We start from the raw sequence: 24,259 nt of genomic DNA on the forward strand, positions 1-24,259 counted from the left end.
TGTTATGAGTCGCAAACAATTAGCCCTGCTCGAGCCGACGCTGGTGCGCCAGGCGCTGCTGGATGCAGTGAAAAAACTGAGCCCGACGGTGCAGTGGCGCAACCCGGTGATGTTCATCGTCTGGACGGGTAGCCTGATAACCACGCTGCTGGCCGTGGCGATGGCCAGCGGGCATCTCGCCGGCAGCGCCGCTTTTACCGCCGCCGTGAGTATCTGGCTGTGGTTTACCGTACTGTTCGCCAACTTCGCCGAAGCGATGGCTGAAGGCCGCAGCAAAGCGCAGGCCAACAGTCTGAAAGGGGTGAAAAAAACCGCTTTTGCTCGCAAGCTGCGCGCGCCGCAGCATGACGCGCCTGTCGACCATATTCCGGCCGATGACCTACGCAAAGGCGATGTGGTGCTGGTGGAAGCAGGCGATATTATTCCCTGCGACGGGGAGGTCATTGAAGGCGGCGCCTCGGTGGACGAAAGCGCCATCACCGGTGAATCCGCTCCGGTGATCCGCGAATCCGGCGGCGACTTTGCATCGGTTACCGGCGGGACGCGCATTCTTTCTGACTGGCTGGTGATCCGCTGTAGCGTGAACCCCGGTGAAACGTTCCTTGATCGGATGATCGCCATGGTCGAAGGCGCTCAGCGCCGCAAAACGCCGAATGAAATTGCGCTGACGATCCTGCTGATCGCCCTCACGCTGGTGTTCCTGCTGGCCACCGCCACCATCTGGCCGTTCTCCGCCTGGAGCGGCAATGCGGTCAGCGTGACGGTGCTGGTGGCGCTGCTGGTGTGCCTGATTCCGACCACGATCGGCGGACTGCTCTCGGCGATCGGCGTCGCCGGGATGAGCCGTATGCTGGGCGCCAACGTCATCGCCACCAGCGGACGCGCGGTAGAAGCCGCCGGCGACGTTGACGTCTTACTGCTGGATAAAACCGGGACGATTACCCTCGGTAACCGCCAGGCCTCCGCGTTTTTACCTGCGGAAGGCGTAGAAGAAAAAACCCTTGCCGACGCCGCCCAGCTCTCATCTCTGGCCGATGAAACGCCGGAAGGTCGCAGCATCGTGATACTGGCAAAACAGCGCTTTAACCTGCGCGAGCGGGATCTGCAGTCGCTGCAAGCGACCTTCGTCCCCTTCACCGCCCAGACGCGCATGAGCGGGATTAATATCGATCGGCGGATGATCCGCAAAGGCTCCGTCGACGCCATTCGTCGCCATGTCGAGGCTAACGGCGGCCACTTCCCGGCGGACGTCGACAAACAGGTGGAAGATGTTGCCCGCCAGGGGGCGACACCGCTGGTGGTCGCGGAAGGCAAACACGTGCTGGGCGTTATTTCGCTGAAAGATATCGTTAAAGGCGGAATTAAGGAGCGCTTTGCTCAACTGCGCAAGATGGGCATTAAAACGGTCATGATTACCGGCGATAACCGCCTCACCGCAGCGGCGATTGCCGCTGAAGCGGGGGTCGATGATTTCCTTGCCGAAGCGACGCCGGAAGCCAAACTGGCGCTGATCCGTCAGTACCAGTCCGAAGGTCGTCTGGTGGCGATGACCGGCGACGGTACTAATGATGCCCCGGCGCTGGCTCAGGCCGATGTCGCGGTGGCGATGAACTCCGGTACCCAGGCGGCAAAAGAGGCGGGCAACATGGTGGACCTCGACTCCAACCCGACCAAACTGATCGAAGTGGTGCACATCGGTAAGCAGATGCTGATGACCCGCGGGTCGTTGACCACCTTCAGTATTGCCAACGACGTGGCGAAGTACTTTGCCATTATTCCGGCCGCCTTTGCCGCCGTTTACCCGCAGCTGGCCATGCTCAACGTCATGCACCTGCATTCGCCTGCCTCGGCGATTCTGAGTGCGGTTATCTTTAACGCGCTGATTATCGTCTTCCTGATCCCGCTGGCGCTGAAGGGCGTGAGCTATCGCCCGCTGTCGGCTTCGGCCATGCTGCGCCGTAATCTGTGGGTCTATGGCCTGGGTGGGCTGCTGGTGCCGTTTATCGGTATTAAAGCTATCGATCTGTTACTGACCCTGACCGGGCTGCTGTGAGGAAAATACCATGTCATTCATTCGACCGGCACTTGTGCTATTTATTCTGTTAACGCTCCTCACCGGTGGCGTCTATCCGCTGCTGACGACGGCGCTTGGGCAGTGGTGGTTCCCGCAGCAGGCAAACGGCTCACTGATCCGCATCGCCGGCGAAGTCCGCGGCTCCAGCCTGATTGGCCAGAATTTTACCGCGGCGGGTTATTTCCAGGGACGCCCTTCGGCGACCGCTGAAACGCCGTACAATCCCCTCGCCTCCGGCGGCAGTAATCTGGCCGCCAGCAACCCGGCGCTGGATAAGGCCGTCAGCGAACGCGTGCAGGCGCTACGTCTCGCCAACCCGGACGCTGACCCGCGCGTTCCGGTAGAGCTGGTGACGACATCGGCAAGCGGGCTGGATAATAACCTCACGCCGACGGCCGCGCTCTGGCAGATCCCTCGCGTCGCGAAGGCCCGCAATCTGAGTATTGAGCAAGTCACCCGCCTGGTGAATGAGGCGACGCAAACGCCGCTGGCCAGTTTTCTCGGACAGCCTGTGGTAAATATAGTGCAACTGAATATGGCGCTGGATGCCCTGAAGGATAAGTAAAATGAGTGACGAGCCGCTGCGCCCGGACCCGGACCGCCTGCTGCAACATACCAGCGAGCCGCATCGCGGCAAGCTAAAAGTGTTCTTTGGCGCCTGTGCGGGCGTCGGTAAAACCTGGGCAATGTTGGCGGAAGCGCAGCGGCTGCGCGCCCAGGGACTGGATATTCTGATCGGCGTGGCGGAAACCCACGGTCGGAAAGAGACCGCGGCGATGCTGGAAGGGCTCAGTACCCTCCCCCAGCGCCGCCTCTCTCATCGTGGACGCTACGTCCACGAATTCGATCTCGATGCCGCGCTGGCGCGCCGGCCGGCGCTGATCCTGGTTGATGAACTGGCGCACAGCAATGCGCCAGGCTCGCGCCACCCCAAACGCTGGCAGGATGTCGAAGAGCTTCTCGATGCCGGTATCGACGTGTTTACCACCGTGAACGTCCAGCACCTCGAAAGCCTGAACGATGTCGTCAGCGGCATTACCGGCGTTCAGGTGCGCGAAACCGTCCCCGACCCCTTTTTTGACGCCGCCGACGATGTTGTGCTGGTCGACCTGCCTCCTGACGATCTCCGTCAGCGCCTGAATGAAGGCAAGGTCTATATCGGCGGCCAGGCGGAGCGGGCTATCGAAAACTTTTTCCGCAAGGGAAATCTGATTGCCCTGCGTGAACTGGCTTTGCGCCGGACCGCCGATCGGGTCGATGAACAGATGCGCGCCTGGCGCGACCGTCAGGGGCAGGAAAAAGTCTGGCATACCCGCGACACCCTTCTGCTGTGCATCGGCCATAATACCGGCAGTGAAAAACTGGTACGCGCCGCCGCGCGACTGGCCGCACGATTTGGCAGTATCTGGCATGCGGTTTATGTCGAAACCCCTTCCCTGCACCGTCTGCCGGAAGCCAGGCGGCGGGCCATTCTCGCCGCCCTGCGGCTCGCGCAGGAGTTAGGGGCGGAAACCGCCACGCTCTCCAACCCGTCCGAAGAGAAAGCCGTACTGCACTACGCCCGCGAGCATAATCTGGGCAAAATCGTGATTGGCCGTCAGGGAAAACGCCGCTGGTGGAACCGCAGCGGATTCGCCGATCGCCTGGCGCGCGACGCGCCCGACCTCGATCTGGTGGTCATCGCCCTTGATGAGAAAAGCGCCCCTCTGCCCACGCGGGCCAGCGATAGCCGTACCGCTATGGAGAAGTGGCGCGTGCAAATCCAGGGCTGCTTCGTGGCGCTGGCGCTCTGCGCGATCATTACGCTGGTGGCGATGCAGTGGCTGGTGGCCTTTGAAGCGGCCAACCTGGTCATGCTCTATCTGCTTGGCGTGGTGATTATTGCGCTGCTATACGGCCGCTGGCCGTCGGTGCTGGCGACGGTTATCAACGTGGTCAGCTTCGACCTGTTCTTTGTGTCGCCGCGCGGTACGCTGGCGGTTTCCGACGTACAATACCTGCTGACCTTTGGCGTCATGCTGACCGTCGGTCTGCTGATCGGGAATCTTACTGCCGGCGTCCGCTATCAGGCCCGCGTGGCGCGTTATCGTGAGCAGCGCACCCGCCATCTGTATGAGATGTCAAAAGCGCTGGCGGTCGGACGCAGCGAGGATGACATTGCCGCGACCAGCGAGCGCTTTATCGCCTCCACCTTCCAGGCCCGCGGGCAGCTGCTGCTCCCCGACAGTAGCGGCAAACTGCACCCGCTCACCCACCAGCCGGGGCTGACCTCATGGGACGATGCCATCGCCCGCTGGAGCTTCGATAAGGGCCAGCCCGCCGGCGCCGGCACCGATACGCTGCCCGGCGTTCCCTATCAAATCTTACCGCTGAAAAGCGCCGCCCGGACCTGGGGACTGCTGGTGGTGGAACCCGAAAACCTGCGTCAGCTGATGATTCCTGAACAGCAGCGCCTGCTGGAAACCTTTACGCTACTGGTCGCCAGCGCGCTGGAACGGCTGACCCTCACCGCCAGCGAAGAGCAGGCCCGATTTAACAGTGAGCGGGAAAGCCTGCGCAACTCGCTGCTGGCGGCACTCTCCCATGATTTGCGTACGCCGTTGACCGTTCTCTTCGGACAGGCGGAAATTCTGACGCTCGACCTCGCCAGCGAAGGCTCGAAACATGCTCCGCAGGCAAATGAGATTCGTCAACACGTGCTGAATACGACCCGGCTGGTCAATAATCTGCTGGATATGGCGCGCATTCAGTCCGGCGGATTTAACTTACATAAAGAGTGGCTGACGCTCGAAGAGGTGATCGGCAGCGCCCTGCGGATGCTGGAACCGGGGCTCGGCGGGCAGCATATTCAGCTGGCGCTACCCGATCCGCTGCTGCTGGTTCACGTCGACGGCCCACTGTTTGAACGAGTGCTGATTAATCTGCTGGAGAATGCGCTGAAATATGCCGGCTCGAAAGCGCAGATCGGCATTGCGGCGCAGGCTGATGAGCAGCAGCTGCGCTTAGAGGTGTGGGATAATGGCCCCGGGATCCCAACGGGCCAGGAACAGGCTATCTTTGATAAGTTCGCCCGCGGACATAAAGAGTCGGCGATCCCTGGCGTCGGGCTGGGTCTGGCCATCTGTCGGGCGATCGTTGAAGTGCACGGCGGTACGATCGGCGCCTATACGCGGCCAGAGGGCGGTGCCTGCTTCCGTGTTACACTCCCCAGGGAAACGGCCCCGGGGCTGGATGAATGGAGCGGAGCGGCGTAACGCTGCCCCGGCCAGATGCCCGCGCGGCGCTGCTGTGCGCCTGCCCGGGCTACCGGTCTTGCGCGCGAGTAGCCCGGGAGGCGTTTCTGAAGGAGAGGGTCCTATCTGTCTGAACGGGAAGAACGGGTGATAAACGTACTGATTATTGAAGATGAACATGCAATCCGTCGCTTTCTGCGCACCGCGCTGGAAGCCGACGGTATGCGCGTATTTGAAGCCGATACCCTGCAGCGGGGTCTTATTGAAGCTGCAACCCGCAAACCTGATTTAGTCATCCTCGATCTTGGGCTACCCGACGGCGACGGTAATGAATTTATTCGCGACGTGCGCCAGTGGAGTCAGATGCCAATTATCGTGCTGTCGGCTCGCACCGAGGAGCACGATAAAATTGCCGCGCTTGACGCCGGCGCCGATGACTATCTTAGTAAGCCCTTTGGCATTGGCGAACTGCAGGCGAGATTGAGAGTTGCGATGCGCCGACATGCCGGCGCGCAAGCCGACGAGCCGCTGGTGCGCTTCGCCGATATTGAAGTCGATATTCCCGCCCGCCGCATTGTCCGCGGTGACGAAGAGCTCCACCTGACGCCGATTGAATTCCGTCTGCTGGCGGTGCTGTTAAATAATCCCGGCAAGGTCCTCACCCAGCGCCAGCTGCTCAATCAGGTGTGGGGGCCAAATGCGGTGGAACACAGCCATTATTTACGCATTTATATGGGGCATCTGCGGCAAAAGCTGGAAGTTGACCCGGCGCGCCCGCAGCATTTACTGACCGAAACGGGGATCGGCTATCGGTTTATGCCATAGCGCGACGCCTGTCGTCATCATGCGGGCACCACCGATTAAAAACAGCGAACCGATGAGTGGGGGCAATAAAAAAGGGTCCCATGATGACCATGGAACCCTTCTGTGCCACTCAACAGGAACAACCGCGCCTTACCGGGACGACGCTCCTCTGAGAATGCCTGTTCGTTTCACCTGACTCAGGCGTTTTTCAGCACTTCGCTGACGATTTCCACCGCTTCTTTCTCGATCTGCTTACGATGTTCTTCACCCAGGAAGCTCTCGCAGTAGATCTTGTAAGCATCTTCCGTACCTGACGGACGCGCGGCGAACCAGCCGTTGTCGGTCATCACTTTCAGGCCACCAATCGATGCGCCGTTGCCCGGCGCGGCGGTCAGACGTGCGGTGATCGGATCGCCGGCCAACTGGCTGGCGCTGACCATTTCCGGCGACAGCTTAGACAGCGCCGCTTTCTGTGCGGATGTAGCCGAAGCCTGCAGACGGTTATAGCTCGGCGCGCCGAAGCGGGCAGCCAGTTCGTCGTAGTGCTCCTGCGGGTTTTTACCGGTGACGGCGGTGATTTCCGCCGCCAGCAGGCACATGATGATACCGTCTTTGTCGGTCGACCACGGGGTTCCGTCAAAACGCAGGAACGATGCGCCCGCGCTCTCTTCGCCGCCAAAACCGAAGCTGCCGTCGAACAGACCGTCAACAAACCATTTAAAGCCCACCGGCACTTCCACCAGCTTGCGGCCCAGGTCGTTAACCACGCGATCGATCATCGCGGAGGAGACCAGCGTCTTACCAACGGCGACATCCTGGCCCCACTGCGGACGATGCTGGAACAGGTAGTTAATCGCCACCGCCAGATAGTGGTTCGGGTTCATCAGACCTGCCGGCGTGACGATGCCGTGACGGTCATAATCCGGATCGTTAGCAAAAGCCAGATCGAACTTATCGCGCAGCGCCAGCAGCCCTGCCATCGCACACTCAGAAGAGCAGTCCATGCGAATGGCGCCGTCTTTATCGAGGTGCATAAAGCGGAAGGTTTGATCGACGTGATCGTTGACGATAGTCAGGTCGAGTTTGTAGTACTCGGCAATACGTTTCCAGTATTCGATACCGGAACCACCCAGCGGATCGACCCCGAGCTTCAGGCCGGCTTTCTGAATCGCCGCCATGTCGACGATATCCGCCAGCCCTTCGATAAACGGTTGCACCAGATCCTGCTCTTTAACATGACCGGATGCCAGTGCCGCATCGAGGGAGATGCGCTTGACGCCCTGCAGACCCGAGGCCAGCAGTTCGTTAGCGCGATTCTCTACCACTTTGGTGACGTTGGTATCAGCCGGCCCGCCGTTCGGCGGGTTGTACTTAATACCGCCATCTTCCGGCGGGTTATGAGACGGCGTAATCACGATGCCGTCCGCCAGAGGACCACCTTTTTTGTTGTGCACCAGGATGGCATTGGAAATGGCCGGCGTCGGGGTGAAACCGTTGTTTTCCTGCACGATAACATCAACGCCGTTGGCCGCCAGCACTTCCAGTACGGAAATAAAGGCCGGTTCGGAGAGCGCGTGGGTATCTTTACCCACGTAGCAGGGACCGGTAATCCCGTTCTTCGCGCGGTCTTCCGCAATCGCCTGAGCGATCGCCAGAATATGCTGCTCATTGAAGTTATGGCGCCCTGCACTGCCACGATGGCCAGAGGTGCCAAACTTCACCGCATGCTCCGCGTTGCCCGCTTCCGGCTTCAGTACGTAGTACTGCGCGGTCAGCTGAGCGACGTTAATCAAATCACTCTGTTGTGCAGGCTGACCCGCACGCTTATCGATTGCCATTGCCTGATCCTTCTGATGCAAGGTGAATAAAACTAGATCGTGCCGCAGACCTTCTCAATTAATTCCGCTGGGAACTGCATCGACTGCATGATGTGTTCGATCATGCTGCACTTACGACCGGTATTGGTATTGGTGATAACCCACCACGGAGTACCAGGAACCTGTTTCGGTTTAGTCTGGTTACCGCTTTTTAGCAGGATCCGCGAATCTTCGGCAAAGTACACGCGGGTGCGCCCGTGCAGAGACTCGGTGGCCTCAGCAAACGCTTTGTTATCTAAGGAGTACAGCGTGGTCAGGACCAGCATGAAGCGGTTTACCGCGCGTTTTTGTTCGGCGTATTCATCAGATAACAGCAGCTCGCGCATCGCGCGGACTTTATCTTTTGCCGGATTCACGGGCTTCGCTTCGACGGCAGGCGTCGCAGCCGGCGCCGGCGCAGCTTTTACGACCGGTGCGGCAGTCTGGGAAACGGCGGAAAATTTCAGCATGCGCCGTAAAATGTCGGATGCACTCTCGCCAATATGCTGGGTGTGGCTGGCAATATAGCGATAGAGATCATCATCAACTTCAATTGTTTTCATCTTAATCCAGTGCGATATCTTATTCTGAATACAAGTTGTCAGGATTATAAGGACAAATCCTGACCGCGGATAGCGTCAAACCAGGATGGCGGTAAAACTCAGATAGCTCTGGGTCTTGCAGCCGGATGGCAGAATGTCCAACATAATACCCTAACCCGACGAAGCGAAAAAAAGAACTTTGCCATGAAATTAAATAGCCGCACGCAATCTGCACAAAATCCGCACAATAATTCCCCTGTTGTCCTGGTTCACGGTCTGTTTGGTAGTCTCGACAACCTGGGCATCCTCGCCCGCGACCTGGTGAACGACTACGATATTTTGCAGGTTGATATGCGCAACCACGGTCTTTCCCCCCGTTCGCCGGAGATGACCTACGCGGCGATGGCGCAGGATCTGATCGATACTCTTGAGGATCGGCAGATAGAGAAAGCCACCTTTATTGGTCATTCGATGGGGGGAAAAGCGGTCATGGCGCTTACCGCACTGGCGCCGGAGCGCATCGCTGGCCTGGTCGCCATTGATATTGCCCCGGTGGACTACCACGTGCGCCGTCATGATGAAATTTTCAACGCCATCAATGCCGTCACCGACGCCGGCGTCGCGTCCCGTCAGCAGGCGGCCACGGTGATGCGCCAACATCTGCAGGAAGAAGGCGTGATTCAGTTTCTGCTGAAATCCTTCGTTGATGGCCAGTGGCGCTTCAACGTACCGGTATTATGGGATCAATATCCGCACATCGTGGGCTGGCAAACGGTTCCTGCCTGGCCTCATCCGACCCTGTTCATCCCGGGAGGCAACTCGCCGTACGTCACCGATGAGTATCGCGATACCCTGCTCGCCCAGTTCCCACAGGCGCGAGCGCACGTCATCGCCGGCGCCGGCCACTGGGTGCATGCGGAGAAACCGGAAGCCGTCCTGCGCGCCATTCGTCGCTATCTGACCGCTTTGCAGGCTTAACTGGCTAAAAACTGCCCGACCGCGCTGCAGAATGCCCGCGGTCGTTGGCGCAGCGGTTCGCCTGATGTATTATGGCGCGCTATCTGTGTCGGCTATAGCCCGGCAACTTGTTTCCCCGAAGTCACTCTGAATCATGGCAAAAGAACAAACGGACCGTACGACATTAGATTTGTTCGCAACCGAGCGTCGCCCGGGTAGACCAAAGACCAATCCGCTTTCGCGCGATGAACAACTGCGCATAAATAAACGCAATCAGCTCAAACGCGACAAAGTTCGCGGCCTGAAGCGTGTGGAGTTAAAACTCAACGCTGAAGCGGTTGATGCGCTCAACGAGCTGGCGGAAGCTCGCAATATGAACCGCAGCGATTTGATCGAAGAGATGCTGATGAACCAGCTGGCAACCCTGCACCGCCGGGATAAAGCCTGAAAATCCTCAAAAAAACACTTTCATGTAGCAGAGTGTGCAGTCGGGCGTGATTGCTGTTTCCGCGCCCTCCCCTGTTCTGCTATGATTGCCGTTATCTGCGGGCATTACGCCACTACCACATCATTAAGTTTCAAGAGGTTATTTTACTCATGGCAATCATCGGCATCTTTTTTGGCAGCGACACGGGCAACACCGAGAATATTGCAAAAATGATTCAGAAGCAGCTTGGTAAAGATGTTGCTGATGTTCACGACATTGCCAAGAGCAGCAAAGAAGATCTGGAAGCCTACGACATCCTGCTGCTCGGCATTCCGACCTGGTACTACGGTGAAGCTCAGTGCGACTGGGATGACTTTTTCCCGACGCTGGAAGAGGTCGACTTTAACGGTAAACTGGTTGCGCTGTTTGGCTGCGGCGATCAGGAAGACTACGCGGAATACTTCTGTGACGCGCTGGGCACCATCCGCGACATCATTGAACCGCGCGGCGCCACCATCGTTGGCCACTGGCCGACTGCGGGCTATCATTTTGAAGCCTCTAAAGGCCTGGCGGATGACGATCACTTCGTCGGCCTGGCTATCGATGAAGACCGCCAGCCGGAACTGACCAACGAACGCGTGACTCAGTGGGTTAAGCAGGTCTCTGAAGAGCTGCACCTCGAAGAAATCAAAAACGCCTGATGATTGTGCGGCGTTACCGTTAAGTTTCGCCGCATTAATAGATAGAAGCAATCAAACTAATAGCTACAAGTTTTTAACTTTTAATCACATATCTGTACAATGTCCTCTGATTTAACGAGGTCAGGTGACGTAGTTTGTAGCTGGGACCTCGTTTTTGACAGCATACAAGGCCCGATACTTGCAGTTTTCATTTAACGATGGCAGTTCTATAATGAGACGCATTGCATCGGGTGATTCTCTGTATTACTTCCGCTGATGGAAGTAGATCGTTTAGCAACAGGACAGATTCCGCATGACTGACAACAATACCGCATTAAAGAAGGCTGGCCTGAAAGTCACACTTCCACGATTAAAAATCCTGGAAGTCCTGCAGGAACCGGATAACCATCACGTCAGTGCGGAAGATTTATACAAGCGCCTGATCGACATGGGTGAAGAGATTGGTCTCGCTACCGTTTATCGCGTGCTTAACCAGTTTGATGATGCTGGCATTGTGACTCGCCACAACTTCGAAGGCGGTAAATCTGTTTTCGAACTGACCCAGCAGCACCATCACGATCATCTTATTTGTCTCGATTGTGGCAAAGTGATCGAATTCAGCGATGAGTCTATCGAAGCGCGTCAGCGTGAAATCGCCCACCGCCACGGCATCCGTCTGACCAACCACAGTCTGTACCTTTACGGTCACTGTGCGGAAGGCGACTGCCGCGAAGATGAACATGCACACGACGCGGTGGAAAAGTAATTTCCCACCGCGTGGACCACAAAAAGCCAACCTGACGGTTGGCTTTTTTTATGTGCAAACGCCTACCCTTTTCTGCGCGCGGTATGCTCGTCGAGAGCACGGGTAAACGGTTCCTCATCCCAGCGGTTTGCCAGCGCTTCTCGTACCAGAGCCTGTTGGGTTTTCGGTACCATTCCACCTAATGGTGGGTCGGTATCAAGATTGGTGGGGAATGCGTAGCCCCGGGCAGCCACGGCAATCAGTGCCTGAACATCGCCACAGGATTGCGCGCCATGAAAAACGCCTGATGGTTAACATCAGGCGTTTTTACTGACAGGATCTGGCGCCCGCGATCAGGGCCTGGTGTTGTTGCTGCGAATCTCTTTCCAGATACGATCGCAACGCGCTTTCACCGCCTGGTCATTGCCGGTACGGGTCGCCTGAATACACTGTTGGTAATCCAGAACGCGCACGCTTTCCTGGCTGGCAAACGCCTGATGCTGTTTATCTTCTTTCAGCACGTCGAGAACGCTCTGGCAGGCCTGAACCTTATCCGGATTCCCTTCCGCCGTATTGATACAGGCGCTGTAAGCATCTTTTAGTTTCGTATCTTCTTTTGGCGCGGGGGACTGCGTACAGGCTACCAGGCCCGATGCCATAACCGCGATGAGCAATAGCTTCTTCATAATTGACCTCTCAGGTTTGCGGCAGGTTTACGCCTGCCGCCGCGGCATCAGAAAATAGTGAACGGAGCAATAACCATGAACTTCACGTCACGCTCATCCTGGAAGATATTGCCATAGCCACCGCTCCAGCTCGGGATGTCGGAGTGGTTGTCGTATTGGGTAAAGTGCAGTTTAAACAGCGTTCCTTTTGCCCGGCCGTCCTGTACGGTGTACATGGCATCGAGGCTATACGCGGACTCTTCCAGCCGTTTGTCCGGATTGTAATAGGCGTCCGGCGTGGACATTCTGCCCGGTTTGGCATCCCATGCGTAGACGTAAGAGGCGCCAAACGCCCAGCCCGGCATATTCCAGTTTTTCATGTCATACATCGCGCCGAAGAACACCGCTTTTTCACCGTTGGCGTTGAAGTCAGAACGGTTATCCCACCATACATCAAGACGACCGTTGGAAGAGGCATAGGTTGGGGTCATACGCTGCAGGAAGTAGCCCTGCTGGCCTTCAGCTTTCACCCAGGTGCCTTCCAGACGCAGGTCGAGGACATCAGCAACCTTGTAGCCAAAGGTCAGCGCCTGCAGCCAGGCAGTCCCGTCGTAGATATCGTTCGTGCCGCCGTTACTGACTTTGTCGCGCGTGCCATAGAACTGGTAGCTGGTGTTTAACGGCGTACCCGCGATATCAAATTTGTAGCTGGCCTTGGCAAAATACTGGTCGATATAGCCTTCAGCCTGGCCAAACGCCGCTTCCAGCACGAGGTCATTTTTAAAATCGTATTTGGCGCCCAGGGAGTGCAGATAATCGACTTTGGTTTTCTTGTCGTTCTGGTAGAAATTATCCATCTCGATGTGCCATGGCGCTTTGTATTCGTTCGTCCACATATAGGAGAAACTCAGCGCGCCGGCATCACCGTAATCAAAGTTGGCGCCGGCTTCGGCCCCCTGGTAAGTACCCGGCATAAAGCTCCAGTGCGGAGCCAGCAGCGTTTGCCCGGTTGGCTGGATATAACCGCCGCGAGCCCACACCGGGCCATATTTAAATTTCGCCGCAGCTTTATACAGGCTGATTCCGCTCTTATCGCCAGAGTAATCTTCGTCGTAGGCTTTATTCTTTGAGGAGAAGGCAATTTCGTTCGGGTGACCGCTTTCGCTGCTTTCCGCCATTTCAATTGCGGTGAAGGCAGCCACGTCAATACCAAACATATCAGCGGCATAGCCGGACTGGAAATCCAGATTGGCGTTCCAGGTCGAATGGGAAAGGTTGGTTTTGTATTTATCGCCGTCGGTCACATCTTTCCGGTCGCGCTCACGCTGCCAGTAGTAGATGCCGCCGGTTAAGGTGGAATCATCAATAAAACCTGCTGCGCTGGCCTGCGGAACAACGATCCAGCCCGACATCGCGGTGACGGCGGCAATAGCCAGCGCCAGCGTACTACGTTTGCCACTAAACGTACGCATGTGCATATCCTCTTTGACGTTTTAAAAACGCGGAGCCAAAGGCAAGCCGCGAAAAAATAAATAAGACTGCTAAAAAGGTGGAGCGGTAAAAGCCGCGTAACCACTGTTGATAGACTATTTTTCGTGACGCGAATTATCAATCTCTTTCGCCGATCAAAGCTTAAGATTATGACAAAGCGCACATATTCTATTTCTTTTTGTAACAATATCAGGCCTCATCTTTTTTTATACGTAAGTAATTACTAAATAGAAAGAAAATACAGAATGAAAGCGCTTACAGCCGTTTTGTGTACCGGTGGGAGGAGTGGCAGAGCTGACAGATATGACAAACAGTAAACAAGATTAATTCGCATCGCGAAAATAACGAACTTAATTCACTGATTCCAAAATAAAAAAACGCCGCTAAATGCGGCGTTTTGACACAGAGACGACGGCCGGGCCGCGACGAAAAATTTACTCGCCGACTTTAGCCCAGGTATCACGCAGACCCACGGTGCGGTTAAACACCAGATGCGTTGCGGTTGCATAGCGGCTATCGAGACAGAAATAACCTTCACGCTCAAACTGATAGGCTTTGCTGGCTTCCGCAGTGGCCAGGCTCGGTTCAGCGAAGCCCTGCTTGATCACCAACGATTCAGGGTTCATCACCGTCAGGAAGTCTTCTTCCGCGCCCGGATTCGGCACGCTGAACAGCCGATCGTACAGACGAATCTCCACCGGCAGCGCGTGTGCCGCGCTGACCCAATGGATAACGCCCTTGACCTTACGACCATCGGCAGGATCTTTGCTCAGCGTATCGGCGTCATAGGTACAGAAGATCGTGGTGATCGTCCCCTCTTCGTCCTTCTCTACACGCTCGGCCTTGATCACGTAGGCATTACGCAGGCGAACTTCTTTACCCAGCACCAGGCGCTTGTACTGCTTATTCGCCTCTTCACGGAAGTCGGCGCGGTCAATCCAGATCTCCGCGCTAAACGGTACTTCACGGCTGCCCATCTCCGGTTTGTTCGGATGATTCGGCATCGTCACCATTTCGCTTGCACCCTGCGGGTAGTTTTCAATGACCAGCTTAACCGGGTCGATAACGGCCATGGCGCGCGGCGCGTTTTCATTGAGATCTTCGCGGATGCAGGATTCCAGTGACGCCATCTCAATGGTGTTGTCCTGCTTGGTCACGCCAATGCGCTTGCAGAATTCACGAATAGAACTGGCGGTATAGCCGCGACGACGCAGACCGGAAATGGTCGGCATACGCGGGTCATCCCAGCCTTCTACGTGCTTCTCGGTAACCAGCTGGTTCAGCTTACGCTTGGACATCACGGTATATTCGAGATTCAGACGGGAGAATTCATACTGACGCGGGTGAACCGGGATGCTGATGTTGTCCAGCACCCAATCATACAGGCGACGGTTGTCCTGGAACTCGAGGGTACACAGGGAGTGCGTAATGCCTTCCAGCGCATCGCTAATGCAGTGCGTGAAGTCGTACATCGGATAGATGCACCACTTGCTGCCGGTCTGATGATGATCGGCAAATTTAATGCGGTACAGCACCGGATCGCGCATGACGATAAACGGCGAGGCCATATCGATTTTTGCACGCAGGCAGGCTTTCCCCTCTTCAAAACCACCGGCACGCATTTTTTCAAACAGCGCCAGGTTCTCTTCCACGCTGCGATCGCGATACGGGCTGTTTTTACCCGGCGCTTTCAGCGAACCGCGGTATTCGCGAATTTCATCCGCCGACAGTTCGTCAACATAGGCCAGGCCTTTGTTGATCAGCTCAATGGCATACTGGTGCAGCTGGTCAAAGTAATCAGACGAGTAGCAAACATCCCCGGACCAGTGGAAACCTAACCACTGCACGTCGTTTTTAATCGACTCCACGTATTCGATATCTTCTTTCACCGGGTTGGTGTCATCGAAACGCAGGTTGCATTGGCCCTGATAATCCTGAGCAATACCAAAGTTCAGGCAAATAGACTTCGCATGGCCAATGTGCAGATAACCGTTCGGTTCCGGCGGGAAACGAGTATGAACGGTGGTGTGCTTACCAGTAGCCAGATCTTCATCAATGATCTGACGAATAAAGTTAGTCGGGCGGGCTTCTGCCTCACTCATCGTGGGTTCCTCAAAGCGTAAACAACGTATAACGGCACATGATCTTACAAGCGGGGCGTAGAGACAACTATTAGTTACTGAAAATACGTATCTGAAGAAGATTATGGGGTCAGATGGGCTAAAAAAAAGCGGCGGAGGTTTCCCCCCGCCGCTCAGGCATAAACGCTACTCAGGAGCCTTACTTGCCTTTAATCTCATACAGCGGCGTCTGACCTGCCACCACCTTACCGGTTGCCAGAATCACCAGCGCACTGTAATCGTCGCTGTTGCTGCACACGACGGGGCTGATCATTGAACGGGCATTGGCATTCAGGTAGTCCAGATCCATTTCCAGAATCGGCTGGCCAGCCTGCACTTCCGCACCTTCTTCAACCAGTCGTTTGAAGCCCTGGCCGTTCAGCGCCACGGTATCAATGCCCATATGGACGACGATTTCCGCGCCATTTTCCGTTTCCAGGCAGAACGCATGGTTGGTGTTGAAGATCTTCACGACGGTACCGGCAGCCGGAGCTACGACGGTTTTGTCGGTCGGTTTCACCGCCACGCCATCGCCGACCGCTTTGCTGGCGAAGGCTTCATCAGGCACCTGCTCCAGCGCAACGATATCACCGGTAATCGGCGATACCAGCGCCGCGATGGTTTTGGCGTTAGCCACGGCCTGCGGTTTTGCAGTCGGAGCGGCGGCGGCAGGTGCAGCGTTGCCTTCTGCTGCGGCTACTGGTCCCGTCGTTTTCATCGCGTTAGCGATTTTTTCCGCCACGAAGCCGACAATGATCTGTACGCTCGTTTTGTTCAGGCGAATAACGCCTGACGCGCCCAGACGTTTCGCCAGCGCTTCGTTCACCAGAGAAGAGTCTTTAACGTTCAGACGCAAACGGGTGATGCAGGCATCGATACCGGTCAGGTTGTCAGAACCGCCGACTGCAGCGATGTACTGACGTGCCAGACCTGCAACATCCTGCTCTTTGCCGCTGCTGACATTCACATCCTGACCATCCGCTTCGCTACCGGCAACGGCCAGTTCGCGACCCGGGGTCATCAGGTTGAATTTGGTGATGGTGAAGCGGAAGACCACGTAGTAAATAACGAAGAAGACCAGACCCTGCGGGATCAGCATCCACCAGTGGACCGCCAGCGGGTTACGGGACGACAGCACCATATCCACCAGACCGGCGCTGAAGCCGAAACCGGCAATCCAGTGCATGCTGGCAGCGATGAACACGGAGATACCGGTCAACACGGCGTGAATGACATACAGCACCGGCGCCACGAACATGAAGGAGAACTCCAGCGGTTCAGTGATCCCGGTAAAGAAGGCGGCAAAGGCGCCCGCCATCATAATACCCAGCACTTTTGCCTTGTTCTCAGGACGCGCGCAGTGGTAGATAGCCAGCGCCGCACCCGGTAAACCGAACATCATAATCGGGAAGAAGCCCGCCTGATAACGACCGGTGATCCCCACAACCGCTTTACCTGCTTCGATAGACTGAGCGCCACCGAGGAAGTTAGGAATATCGTTAATACCAGCAACGTCAAACCAGAACACGGAGTTCAGCGCGTGGTGCAGACCGACCGGAATGAGCAGGCGGTTGAAGAACGCATACACGCCCGCACCGACGGAACCCAGTTTCTGGATATGCTCACCGAAGTTTACCAGACCGTCGAAGATAACCGGCCAGATATACATCATGATGAACGCAACGGCGATCATCACAAAAGAGGTGAGAATCGGCACCAGACGGCGGCCGCTAAAGAAGGAGAGCGCTTTCGGCAGTTCAACGCTGCTGAAGCGGTTATACAGCTCCGCGGAAATGATCCCCACGAGGATACCCACGAACTGGTTGCTGATCTTACCGAATGCTGCAGGAACCTGATCCGCCGGAATCTTCTGGATCATGGAAACCGCAGCCGGAGAGCAGAGCGTGGTCAACACGAGGAAGCCCACAAAGCCGGTTAACGCCGCAGCGCCATCTTTATCTTTCGACATACCATAAGCCACACCAATGGCGAATAGTACGGACATATTGTCGATGATCGCGGAACCGGATTTAATGAAGAACGCGGCCAGCGCGTTGCTTCCACCCCAGCCTACCGGGTCAATCCAGTAACCGACACCCATTAATATCGCTGCCGCCGGCAGCGTGGCGACCGGCACCATAAGCGCGCGGCCAACCTTTTGTAGATAACCTAGAATACTCACTTTATTCCCCCTATGAGACCCCGATAAGGCTCATTCAAAGCCACTTTTTTATTGTGTAACCAGGTTGGTTTTTTAACTTACTTGCAAAGTGTGTGGAAAATTAATTCGTATCGCAAATTAAATGCGTATTTTTTGTGACTATAATCACCAAATATCGTATTAACCCCTCCCTGCGACTGGCTAACATCGAAAACTTATTTTATCATTCAAAAAATCAACACGGATTGACCCCGCTCGTCGTAGTGACTGTAATACTCTTAATAGTATGCCGGCGCCAATCCGCCAGGTTCTAATTTAACTATAGAGGTGAAGAATGAGACTGATCCCCCTGGTAACTGCTGAACAAGTCGGCAAATGGGCCGCTCGCCACATCGTTAACCGCATTAACGCGTTCAAACCGACGGCGGACCGTCCGTTTGTCCTGGGTCTGCCTACCGGTGGTACGCCTCTGACCGCTTACAAAGCGCTGGTTGAAATGCACAAATCAGGCCAGGTTAGCTTTAAACATGTTGTGACCTTCAACATGGACGAATATGTCGGTCTGCCGAAAGAGCATCCGGAAAGCTATCATAGCTTCATGCATCGTAATTTCTTTGATCACGTTGATATTCCGGCGGAAAACATTAACCTGCTGAACGGCAATGCGCCAGATATCGATGCAGAATGCCGCCGCTATGAAGAAAAAATCCGCTCCTACGGTAAAATCAACCTGTTTATGGGCGGCGTTGGCAACGACGGGCATATCGCGTTCAACGAACCCGCCTCTTCACTGGCCTCTCGTACCCGTATTAAAACCCTGACCCATGAAACCCGCGTAGCGAACTCCCGTTTCTTCGACGGCGATGTGGATCTGGTGCCGAAATATGCGCTGACCGTGGGCGTGGGCACCCTGCTGGATGCGGAAGAAGTGATGATTCTGGTACTGGGTCACCAGAAAGCGCTGGCGCTGCAGGCGGCGGTTGAAGGCAACGTTAACCATATGTGGACCATTACCTGTCTGCAGCTGCACCCGAAAGCGGTGATCGTCTGCGACGAGCCGTCCACCATGGAGCTGAAAGTGAAGACGTTGAAATACTTCAATGAATTAGAAGCCGAAAACGTCAAAGGGCTGTAAGGTAGTCTCGTCCTGCGGCTTGTCCGCGGGACATTTCATTTTTTTGCTACACCAGCTCCGCCAGGCGGCATCAGACCAACCCTTAGAAGCCAGCCTGCCGCGGAGCATGTGTGAACCGGGGGTCGTAATGTATGCATTAACCCAAGGCCGGATTTATACCGGTCATGAAATTCTGGATGACCATGCGATTATCATCGCTGATGGCCTTATCGAACGTATCTGTTCACTGGCTGATTTGCCGTCTGAGATTGAGCAACGCTCGGTCAATGGCGCCATTCTTGCCCCCGGTTTTATCGACGTACAGCTGAACGGCTGTGGCGGCGTGCAGTTTAACGACAGCCCTGACGCCGTCACCGTCGAAACGCTGGAAATTATGCAGAAGGCCAACGAACGTTCCGGCTGCACCAGCTATCTGCCGACGCTGATTACCTCCAGCGATGAATTGATGAAACAGGGCGTGCGCGTCATGCGCGAGTACCTGCAAAAACATCCGAACCAGGCGCTGGGTCTGCACCTTGAAGGCCCGTGGCTGAACATCGTGAAAAAAGGCACCCACAACCCGGACTACGTGCGTAAGCCGGACGCTGCGCTGGTCGATTTTCTGTGTGAAAACGCCGATGTGATCACCAAAGTGACTCTCGCCCCTGAGCGCGTCAGTACCGAGGTGATTCGTAAACTGGTGGCTGCCGGGATCGTTGTTTCCGCAGGCCACTCCAATGCCACGCTGAAAGAGGCGAAAATCGGTTTTCGCGCGGGCATCACCTTCGCGACCCATCTGTACAACGCCATGCCGTACATCACCGGGCGCGAACCGGGCCTGGCAGGCGCGATTTTCGACGAACCGGACGTTTACTGCGGTATTATCGTCGACGGTATGCATGTGGATTATGCTAACGTGCGGAATGCAAAACGCCTGAAAGGCGACAAGCTGTGCCTCGTCACTGACGCAACCGCCCCCGCCGGCGCGCATATTGACCAGTTCATTTTTGCTGGTAAAACAATATACTACCGTAACGGGCTGTGCGTGGATGAAAATGGTACCCTCAGCGGTTCTTCGCTGACCATGATTGAAGGTGTCCGCAATCTCGTCGAGCATTGCGGTATCGCACTGGACGAAGTGTTGCGTATGGCAACCCTCTATCCCGCACGCGCCATTGGCGTAGAGAAACAGCTTGGCAGCATCGCACCGGGAATGGTCGCTAACCTGACCGCCTTTACCCGCGATTATAAAATCATCAAGACCATCGTTAATGGTAACGAGGTCGTCACTGAGTAAGTAAAGAATGACAGCAGGCGGACATGCTCAAATTGGTAACGTTGATCTCGTAAAACAGCTGAACAGCGCGGCCGTGTATCGGCTCATTGACCAGCACGGCCCCATTTCGCGCATTCAGATCGCGGAACAAAGCCAGCTTGCCCCTGCCAGCGTGACCAAAATCACGCGCCAACTGATTGAACGCGGGCTGATCAAAGAAGTCGATCAGCAGGCCTCCACCGGGGGCCGCCGCGCCATCTCTATTATTGCGGAAACCCGCAACTTCCATGCTATTGGCGTACGCCTTGGTCGCTACGACGCGACGCTGACCCTGTATGATTTAAGCAGTAAGACGCTGGAAGAAGAACATTTTCCGCTGCCTGAACGCACCCAGGAGACGCTGGAACATGCGCTGCTGAACATCATTGCGGCCTTTACTGAACGCTGCCAGCGTAAGATCCGCGAACTCATCGCCATCTCCGTGATCTTACCCGGACTCGTTGACCCGGAAAGCGGCGTGATTCGCTATATGCCGCATATTCAGGTTGAGAACTGGGGGCTGGTTGAAGCGCTGGAAAAACGCTTTAAAGTCACCTGTTTTGTTGGTCACGATATTCGCAGCCTTGCGCTGGCAGAGCACTATTTTGGTGCAAGTCAGGATTGCGAAGACTCTATTCTGGTGCGCGTCCATCGCGGTACCGGCGCGGGAATCATCTCCAACGGACGCATTTTTATCGGTCGTAACGGCAACGTCGGCGAGATAGGCCATATTCAGGTCGACCCGCTGGGCGAACGCTGTCACTGCGGGAATTTTGGCTGCCTGGAGACCGTCGCGGCGAACGCCGCCATCGAACAACGCGTGCGTCACCTTCTTGAGCAGGGCTACCAGAGTAAACTGACTGCGGATGAGTGCACGATCAAAGCTATCTGCAAAGCGGCCAACAAAGGCGACGCCCTGGCCTGCGAGGTCATCGAATATGTGGGACGTCACCTGGGCAAAACCATTGCTATCGCCATTAACCTGTTTAATCCGCAAAAAGTGGTGATCGCCGGCGAAATTGTCGAAGCAGAGAAGGTACTGTTACCCGCGATTGAAGGCTGCATTAACGCTCAGGCACTGAAGGCGTTTCGCAAGAACCTGCCGGTGGTGCGTTCGACGTTAGATCACCGCTCCGCAATCGGCGCTTTTGCGCTGGTGAAGCGCGCCATGCTCAACGGTATACTGCTCCAGCGTTTGCTGGAAGGTTAATAACTCTATTACAAGGCTAAATTATAGTGGTTCTATATTTTCATCGATTGAATTTATATGAGCCACTAGTTTATCCAGAGTCAGTGTCCCATTCATTTTCATAAGCATACATAACTGTTCTTTTGCGTGCTCATAAGAACGCAGTTTTGTATACAACTTTTTAGCTAAGCGCCAGGCGTTTTTATGAATATCCCCTTGAGCACTATACGCCCTGTCGCGTCTTCCTTCATAAAGTACATATATACATTTGCCCAGTATGATTATATAAAAAACAAAATGGAATTTTGACTTTATCACAAGAGTATAGCGAATAAAAAAACAATCAACCTAATTAAAGAGCCACATGAATAACAAAGATGATTAAATAAGTAATCACTGCAACTCTCTAACTTCTTTCTTGAACATAACCCAAAGATATATTCACAACATCAATCTACTTTGCAATAGTATTCTTTCTGTTACCTCCGCCAATCACCTTAACTCGGAATGTGACCGTTATCATACATTTAAAATATAACATCCAATATTTATTGACTTAATCTCACTCATGCCTAGTAATAACATTGTATTTATTCTCATCACAAGCCGATTTAGCTATCCATTGAGCCCCGATGCTCGGTCATTATCTTAATAAAGTGAGGCTTATGATGATTCAATGAGGAAAAATAATTTATTGAATCCAATATCAATTTCCAGCAAACTCATAGTAGCGAGCAGCTCATTTTCACGTTGAATAACTTGAAAGATAATTGACATGTAACATTCACACAATTAATGCGAGGGCTGTAATGATAACCATGGATGATATATATATTGAGGCTCTTACTCTTTTATCTGGTAGAAGCGCCTACTCTACCGCTTCGTGGCTCATTAGAGTAAACATAATAATCAATCATGACGGTTATACCTCGAAACTACCGCCTGATAAAGCTAATCGCAATCATAAGCCGGTATCTCGAGAGTTATCAAAAAAACCATTAAGTGTAAAATTCAAGTTCTACATGCATAGAGCAAGAATTCAAAAATGTACCAGTTTAAACTGCAGGAATATTTTCTCGGCACTTCAATTTCTGAAGTTCATATCTAACCCTACTATCAATATGATCTACTCTATTGAGTTAATAATTTCCATCCTTGTATTCCCCATCAGATACAGGAACTATGACTTCATCTGTGATTTGCAACGTATAATCACACCTCAGATAATGACACTAGATATTTTATACATGCTATCTATTGCAAGGATAGATCGTAAGGACTCACTACAGGATATACTCTACTTTCTCAATGAGCATAGGGCTACCGCGACTAACCATCCACTATCTTATTTGCAATTGGAACTAAAAAAAATAGATAATCTCATTTTATTTTGCGCATCCAACATAAAAACAACACAAGGAGTAATTAACATGTTTACAATAAACAATGAATGGGAAAAACTTCCGACTAAAGAGGAATATCTAAAGAAAAATAACCTCAGTTTATTTAAATGCATATATTGCGACTCGACAACCGTGCTCGATATAGGATTAAGCAATATGATTGACCATCGTCGAAAAATAATTTGTGCAAAGTGCAAAGCTATTCTATATCGTGAGAATGATTAGTTCAAAGCCCCTTTCTTATTTATGGCGTCCTGTTTATTTGGATACTCGTCATCCATAGCCACGCGTTCTGGCGTGGTTACCCTCATTATTTACCTGTAGCATATATAGATGTAGGTATTTTTATCCCCGGTATCATTTCAGGAAAAATAACAAGGTCTCATATTCAAATTATAAGCAAGGCCTGTCCAATCTACCTGTGATGTTTTCTGCGCAGGATCATCCCCCCACCTATCGACACCTTTGCGATGGATAACGTGTATAATTACGCCTTTCTTCAAAAATGTCGGACTGTCCATGACCATTCAAAACGTAATCTGTGATATTGACGGCGTGCTGATGCACGACAATGTGGCCGTGCCGGGCGCTGCCGAATTTATCAAACGCATTCTTGAGAAAGATATGCCGTTGGTGATGTTGACCAACTACCCTTCCCAGACCGGGCAGGACCTGGCAAACCGCTTTGCGACCGCCGGCATCGACGTGCCGGATAGCGCCTTTTATACCTCCGCGATGGCCACCGCTGATTTCCTGCGCCGCCAGGAAGGCAAGAAAGCCTACGTGGTCGGTGAAGGCGCACTGATTCACGAGCTTTATAAAGCCGGCTTTACCATTACCGACGTCAATCCGGATTTTGTTATCGTCGGTGAAACCCGCTCCTTTAACTGGGAGATGATGCATAAAGCGGCCTTCTTTGTCGCCAACGGCGCACGCTTCATTGCCACCAACCCGGATACTCACGGCCGCGGCTTCTACCCGGCCTGCGGCGCTCTCTGTGCCGGAATTGAGAAGATCTCCGGCCGCAAGCCGTTCTACGTGGGAAAACCCAGTCCGTGGATCATCCGCTCTGCGCTGAATAAGATGCAGGCGCACTCCGAGCAGACGGTTATCGTTGGCGACAACCTGCGTACCGATATCCTGGCCGGTTTCCAGGCTGGTCTGGAAACTATTTTGGTTCTCTCCGGCGTCTCGACGCTCGACGATATCGACAGCCTGCCGTTCCGACCGTCGTGGATCTATCCGTCCGTTGCCGAAATTGATATTTTCTGAATAAAACCACGTCCCAGGACGTGGTTTTTCATTTATCGCACCTGAAAAAAGAACCTCATCTAATAGAAACGGCTTATCACTGCACATTCATCAATAAAGACGCTCAAAACATGTTCTTTTTTTAATATTCAGCAATCGTCATTGCGTTTTTTCTTTTACTGACCGTAAATCTCTTGCGCCTCCCTCTCCTTTGCGGCATTTTCTTAGACAT

19 protein-coding genes are annotated in these 24,259 nt (G+C 54.1%); 12 read left to right on the forward strand and 7 right to left on the reverse strand.

Translation table 11 applies throughout. The features are described 5' to 3' along the window. Window positions 1-4 precede the first annotated feature (4 nt). The 4 genes from kdpB (at window position 5) to kdpE (ending at window position 6,132) form a co-directional block, all read left to right on the forward strand. Window positions 5-2,053, forward strand: coding sequence for a potassium-transporting ATPase subunit KdpB (gene kdpB / locus OQV00_RS18815; protein WP_015584876.1), 2,049 nt, complete (start codon window positions 5-7; stop codon window positions 2,051-2,053). A 10-nt stretch (window positions 2,054-2,063) separates the two neighbouring features. Continuing rightward, window positions 2,064-2,639 carry a potassium-transporting ATPase subunit KdpC gene (kdpC, locus tag OQV00_RS18820; RefSeq protein ID WP_118859826.1) on the forward strand — a complete coding sequence of 192 codons (576 nt, stop codon included), beginning with the start codon at window positions 2,064-2,066 and terminating at the stop codon, window positions 2,637-2,639. A 1-nt stretch (window position 2,640) separates the two neighbouring features. Beyond that, complete coding sequence (gene kdpD, locus OQV00_RS18825) at window positions 2,641-5,328, forward strand: two-component system sensor histidine kinase KdpD (RefSeq protein WP_004859619.1); 2,688 nt, start codon at window positions 2,641-2,643, stop codon at window positions 5,326-5,328. A 126-nt stretch (window positions 5,329-5,454) separates the two neighbouring features. Further along, on the forward strand, window positions 5,455-6,132 hold the full coding sequence (gene kdpE / locus OQV00_RS18830; RefSeq protein ID WP_004859617.1) for a two-component system response regulator KdpE: 678 nt from the start codon (window positions 5,455-5,457) through the stop codon (window positions 6,130-6,132). Between the two features lie 176 nt (window positions 6,133-6,308). Here kdpE and pgm read toward each other — a convergent pair whose 3' ends face one another. Together pgm and seqA are read right to left on the reverse strand one after the other, a co-directional pair. After that, a complete protein-coding gene (pgm, locus tag OQV00_RS18835) occupies window positions 6,309-7,949 on the reverse strand; it encodes a phosphoglucomutase (alpha-D-glucose-1,6-bisphosphate-dependent) (protein WP_004859615.1) in 1,641 nt (546 codons plus the stop codon). 32 nt (window positions 7,950-7,981) lie between these two features. Next, window positions 7,982-8,530: a replication initiation negative regulator SeqA gene (seqA, locus tag OQV00_RS18840; RefSeq protein ID WP_015584879.1), complete on the reverse strand. Its 549-nt coding sequence runs from the start codon at window positions 8,528-8,530 to the stop codon at window positions 7,982-7,984. Between the two features lie 183 nt (window positions 8,531-8,713). Between seqA and ybfF the strand changes: the two genes are divergently transcribed. The 4 genes from ybfF to fur all read left to right on the forward strand — a co-directional run bounded on the left by ybfF (window position 8,714) and on the right by fur (window position 11,339). After that, entirely contained in the window at window positions 8,714-9,487 is a 774-nt protein-coding gene (ybfF, locus tag OQV00_RS18845; RefSeq protein WP_266279225.1) for an esterase, read from the forward strand. Between the two features lie 133 nt (window positions 9,488-9,620). Next, window positions 9,621-9,914 carry a LexA regulated protein gene (gene ybfE / locus OQV00_RS18850; protein ID WP_044346466.1) on the forward strand — a complete coding sequence of 98 codons (294 nt, stop codon included), beginning with the start codon at window positions 9,621-9,623 and terminating at the stop codon, window positions 9,912-9,914. A 149-nt stretch (window positions 9,915-10,063) separates the two neighbouring features. After that, a complete protein-coding gene (fldA, locus tag OQV00_RS18855) occupies window positions 10,064-10,594 on the forward strand; it encodes a flavodoxin FldA (RefSeq protein WP_004859605.1) in 531 nt (176 codons plus the stop codon). A gap of 292 nt (window positions 10,595-10,886) precedes the next feature. Continuing rightward, complete coding sequence (gene fur, locus OQV00_RS18860; protein WP_004859602.1) at window positions 10,887-11,339, forward strand: ferric iron uptake transcriptional regulator; 453 nt, start codon at window positions 10,887-10,889, stop codon at window positions 11,337-11,339. A 62-nt stretch (window positions 11,340-11,401) separates the two neighbouring features. On the opposite strand, the gene OQV00_RS18865 is transcribed toward fur, so the two are convergent. The 5 genes from OQV00_RS18865 to nagE all read right to left on the reverse strand — a co-directional run bounded on the left by OQV00_RS18865 (window position 11,402) and on the right by nagE (window position 17,776). Continuing rightward, the gene (locus tag OQV00_RS18865; protein ID WP_015584882.1) at window positions 11,402-11,572 is read right to left on the reverse strand and encodes a hypothetical protein; all 171 of its coding nucleotides are present in this window, start codon (window positions 11,570-11,572) and stop codon (window positions 11,402-11,404) included. Between the two features lie 99 nt (window positions 11,573-11,671). After that, complete coding sequence (locus OQV00_RS18870) at window positions 11,672-12,004, reverse strand: ChiQ/YbfN family lipoprotein (protein WP_004859600.1); 333 nt, start codon at window positions 12,002-12,004, stop codon at window positions 11,672-11,674. 47 nt (window positions 12,005-12,051) lie between these two features. Beyond that, window positions 12,052-13,455, reverse strand: a complete 1,404-nt coding sequence (chiP, locus tag OQV00_RS18875) for a chitoporin ChiP (protein ID WP_004859598.1) — start codon at window positions 13,453-13,455, stop codon at window positions 12,052-12,054. Window positions 13,456-13,908: 453 nt separating this feature from the next. After that, complete coding sequence (gene glnS, locus OQV00_RS18885; protein WP_015584884.1) at window positions 13,909-15,576, reverse strand: glutamine--tRNA ligase; 1,668 nt, start codon at window positions 15,574-15,576, stop codon at window positions 13,909-13,911. A 178-nt stretch (window positions 15,577-15,754) separates the two neighbouring features. Continuing rightward, entirely contained in the window at window positions 15,755-17,776 is a 2,022-nt protein-coding gene (gene nagE / locus OQV00_RS18890) for an N-acetylglucosamine-specific PTS transporter subunit IIBC (RefSeq protein WP_015584885.1), read from the reverse strand. Window positions 17,777-18,089: 313 nt separating this feature from the next. On the opposite strand from nagE, the gene nagB reads away from it, so the two are divergent. The 4 genes from nagB to OQV00_RS18910 all read left to right on the forward strand — a co-directional run bounded on the left by nagB (window position 18,090) and on the right by OQV00_RS18910 (window position 24,048). Next, window positions 18,090-18,890, forward strand: a complete 801-nt coding sequence (gene nagB / locus OQV00_RS18895; protein ID WP_004859594.1) for a glucosamine-6-phosphate deaminase — start codon at window positions 18,090-18,092, stop codon at window positions 18,888-18,890. Window positions 18,891-19,017: 127 nt separating this feature from the next. Then, a complete protein-coding gene (gene nagA, locus OQV00_RS18900) occupies window positions 19,018-20,166 on the forward strand; it encodes an N-acetylglucosamine-6-phosphate deacetylase (RefSeq protein ID WP_015584886.1) in 1,149 nt (382 codons plus the stop codon). Window positions 20,167-20,173: 7 nt separating this feature from the next. Then, window positions 20,174-21,394 (forward strand): DNA-binding transcriptional regulator NagC, encoded by a 1,221-nt coding sequence (gene nagC, locus OQV00_RS18905; protein WP_032716894.1) that lies wholly within the window; start codon window positions 20,174-20,176, stop codon window positions 21,392-21,394. A 1,901-nt stretch (window positions 21,395-23,295) separates the two neighbouring features. Next, entirely contained in the window at window positions 23,296-24,048 is a 753-nt protein-coding gene (locus OQV00_RS18910) for an HAD-IIA family hydrolase (protein WP_015584887.1), read from the forward strand. Window positions 24,049-24,259 lie beyond the last annotated feature (211 nt).

This window comes from Klebsiella sp. DY2415 (genome assembly GCF_026314315.1).
Lineage (GTDB): Bacteria > Pseudomonadota > Gammaproteobacteria > Enterobacterales > Enterobacteriaceae > Klebsiella > Klebsiella ornithinolytica.

Coding starts and splice junctions, on each gene's coding strand:
- kdpD (WP_004859619.1), top strand. CDS start 2,641: ATGAGTGACGAGCCGCTGCGCCCGGACCCGGACCGCCTGCTGCAACAT.
- nagA (WP_015584886.1), top strand. CDS start 19,018: ATGTATGCATTAACCCAAGGCCGGATTTATACCGGTCATGAAATTCTG.
- seqA (WP_015584879.1), bottom strand. CDS start 8,530: ATGAAAACAATTGAAGTTGATGATGATCTCTATCGCTATATTGCCAGC.
- ybfE (WP_044346466.1), top strand. CDS start 9,621: ATGGCAAAAGAACAAACGGACCGTACGACATTAGATTTGTTCGCAACC.
- kdpC (WP_118859826.1), top strand. CDS start 2,064: ATGTCATTCATTCGACCGGCACTTGTGCTATTTATTCTGTTAACGCTC.
- ybfF (WP_266279225.1), top strand. CDS start 8,714: ATGAAATTAAATAGCCGCACGCAATCTGCACAAAATCCGCACAATAAT.
- glnS (WP_015584884.1), bottom strand. CDS start 15,576: ATGAGTGAGGCAGAAGCCCGCCCGACTAACTTTATTCGTCAGATCATT.
- chiP (WP_004859598.1), bottom strand. CDS start 13,455: ATGCGTACGTTTAGTGGCAAACGTAGTACGCTGGCGCTGGCTATTGCC.
- OQV00_RS18870 (WP_004859600.1), bottom strand. CDS start 12,004: ATGAAGAAGCTATTGCTCATCGCGGTTATGGCATCGGGCCTGGTAGCC.
- OQV00_RS18910 (WP_015584887.1), top strand. CDS start 23,296: ATGACCATTCAAAACGTAATCTGTGATATTGACGGCGTGCTGATGCAC.
- nagC (WP_032716894.1), top strand. CDS start 20,174: ATGACAGCAGGCGGACATGCTCAAATTGGTAACGTTGATCTCGTAAAA.
- pgm (WP_004859615.1), bottom strand. CDS start 7,949: ATGGCAATCGATAAGCGTGCGGGTCAGCCTGCACAACAGAGTGATTTG.
- fur (WP_004859602.1), top strand. CDS start 10,887: ATGACTGACAACAATACCGCATTAAAGAAGGCTGGCCTGAAAGTCACA.
- fldA (WP_004859605.1), top strand. CDS start 10,064: ATGGCAATCATCGGCATCTTTTTTGGCAGCGACACGGGCAACACCGAG.
- kdpB (WP_015584876.1), top strand. CDS start 5: ATGAGTCGCAAACAATTAGCCCTGCTCGAGCCGACGCTGGTGCGCCAG.
- nagB (WP_004859594.1), top strand. CDS start 18,090: ATGAGACTGATCCCCCTGGTAACTGCTGAACAAGTCGGCAAATGGGCC.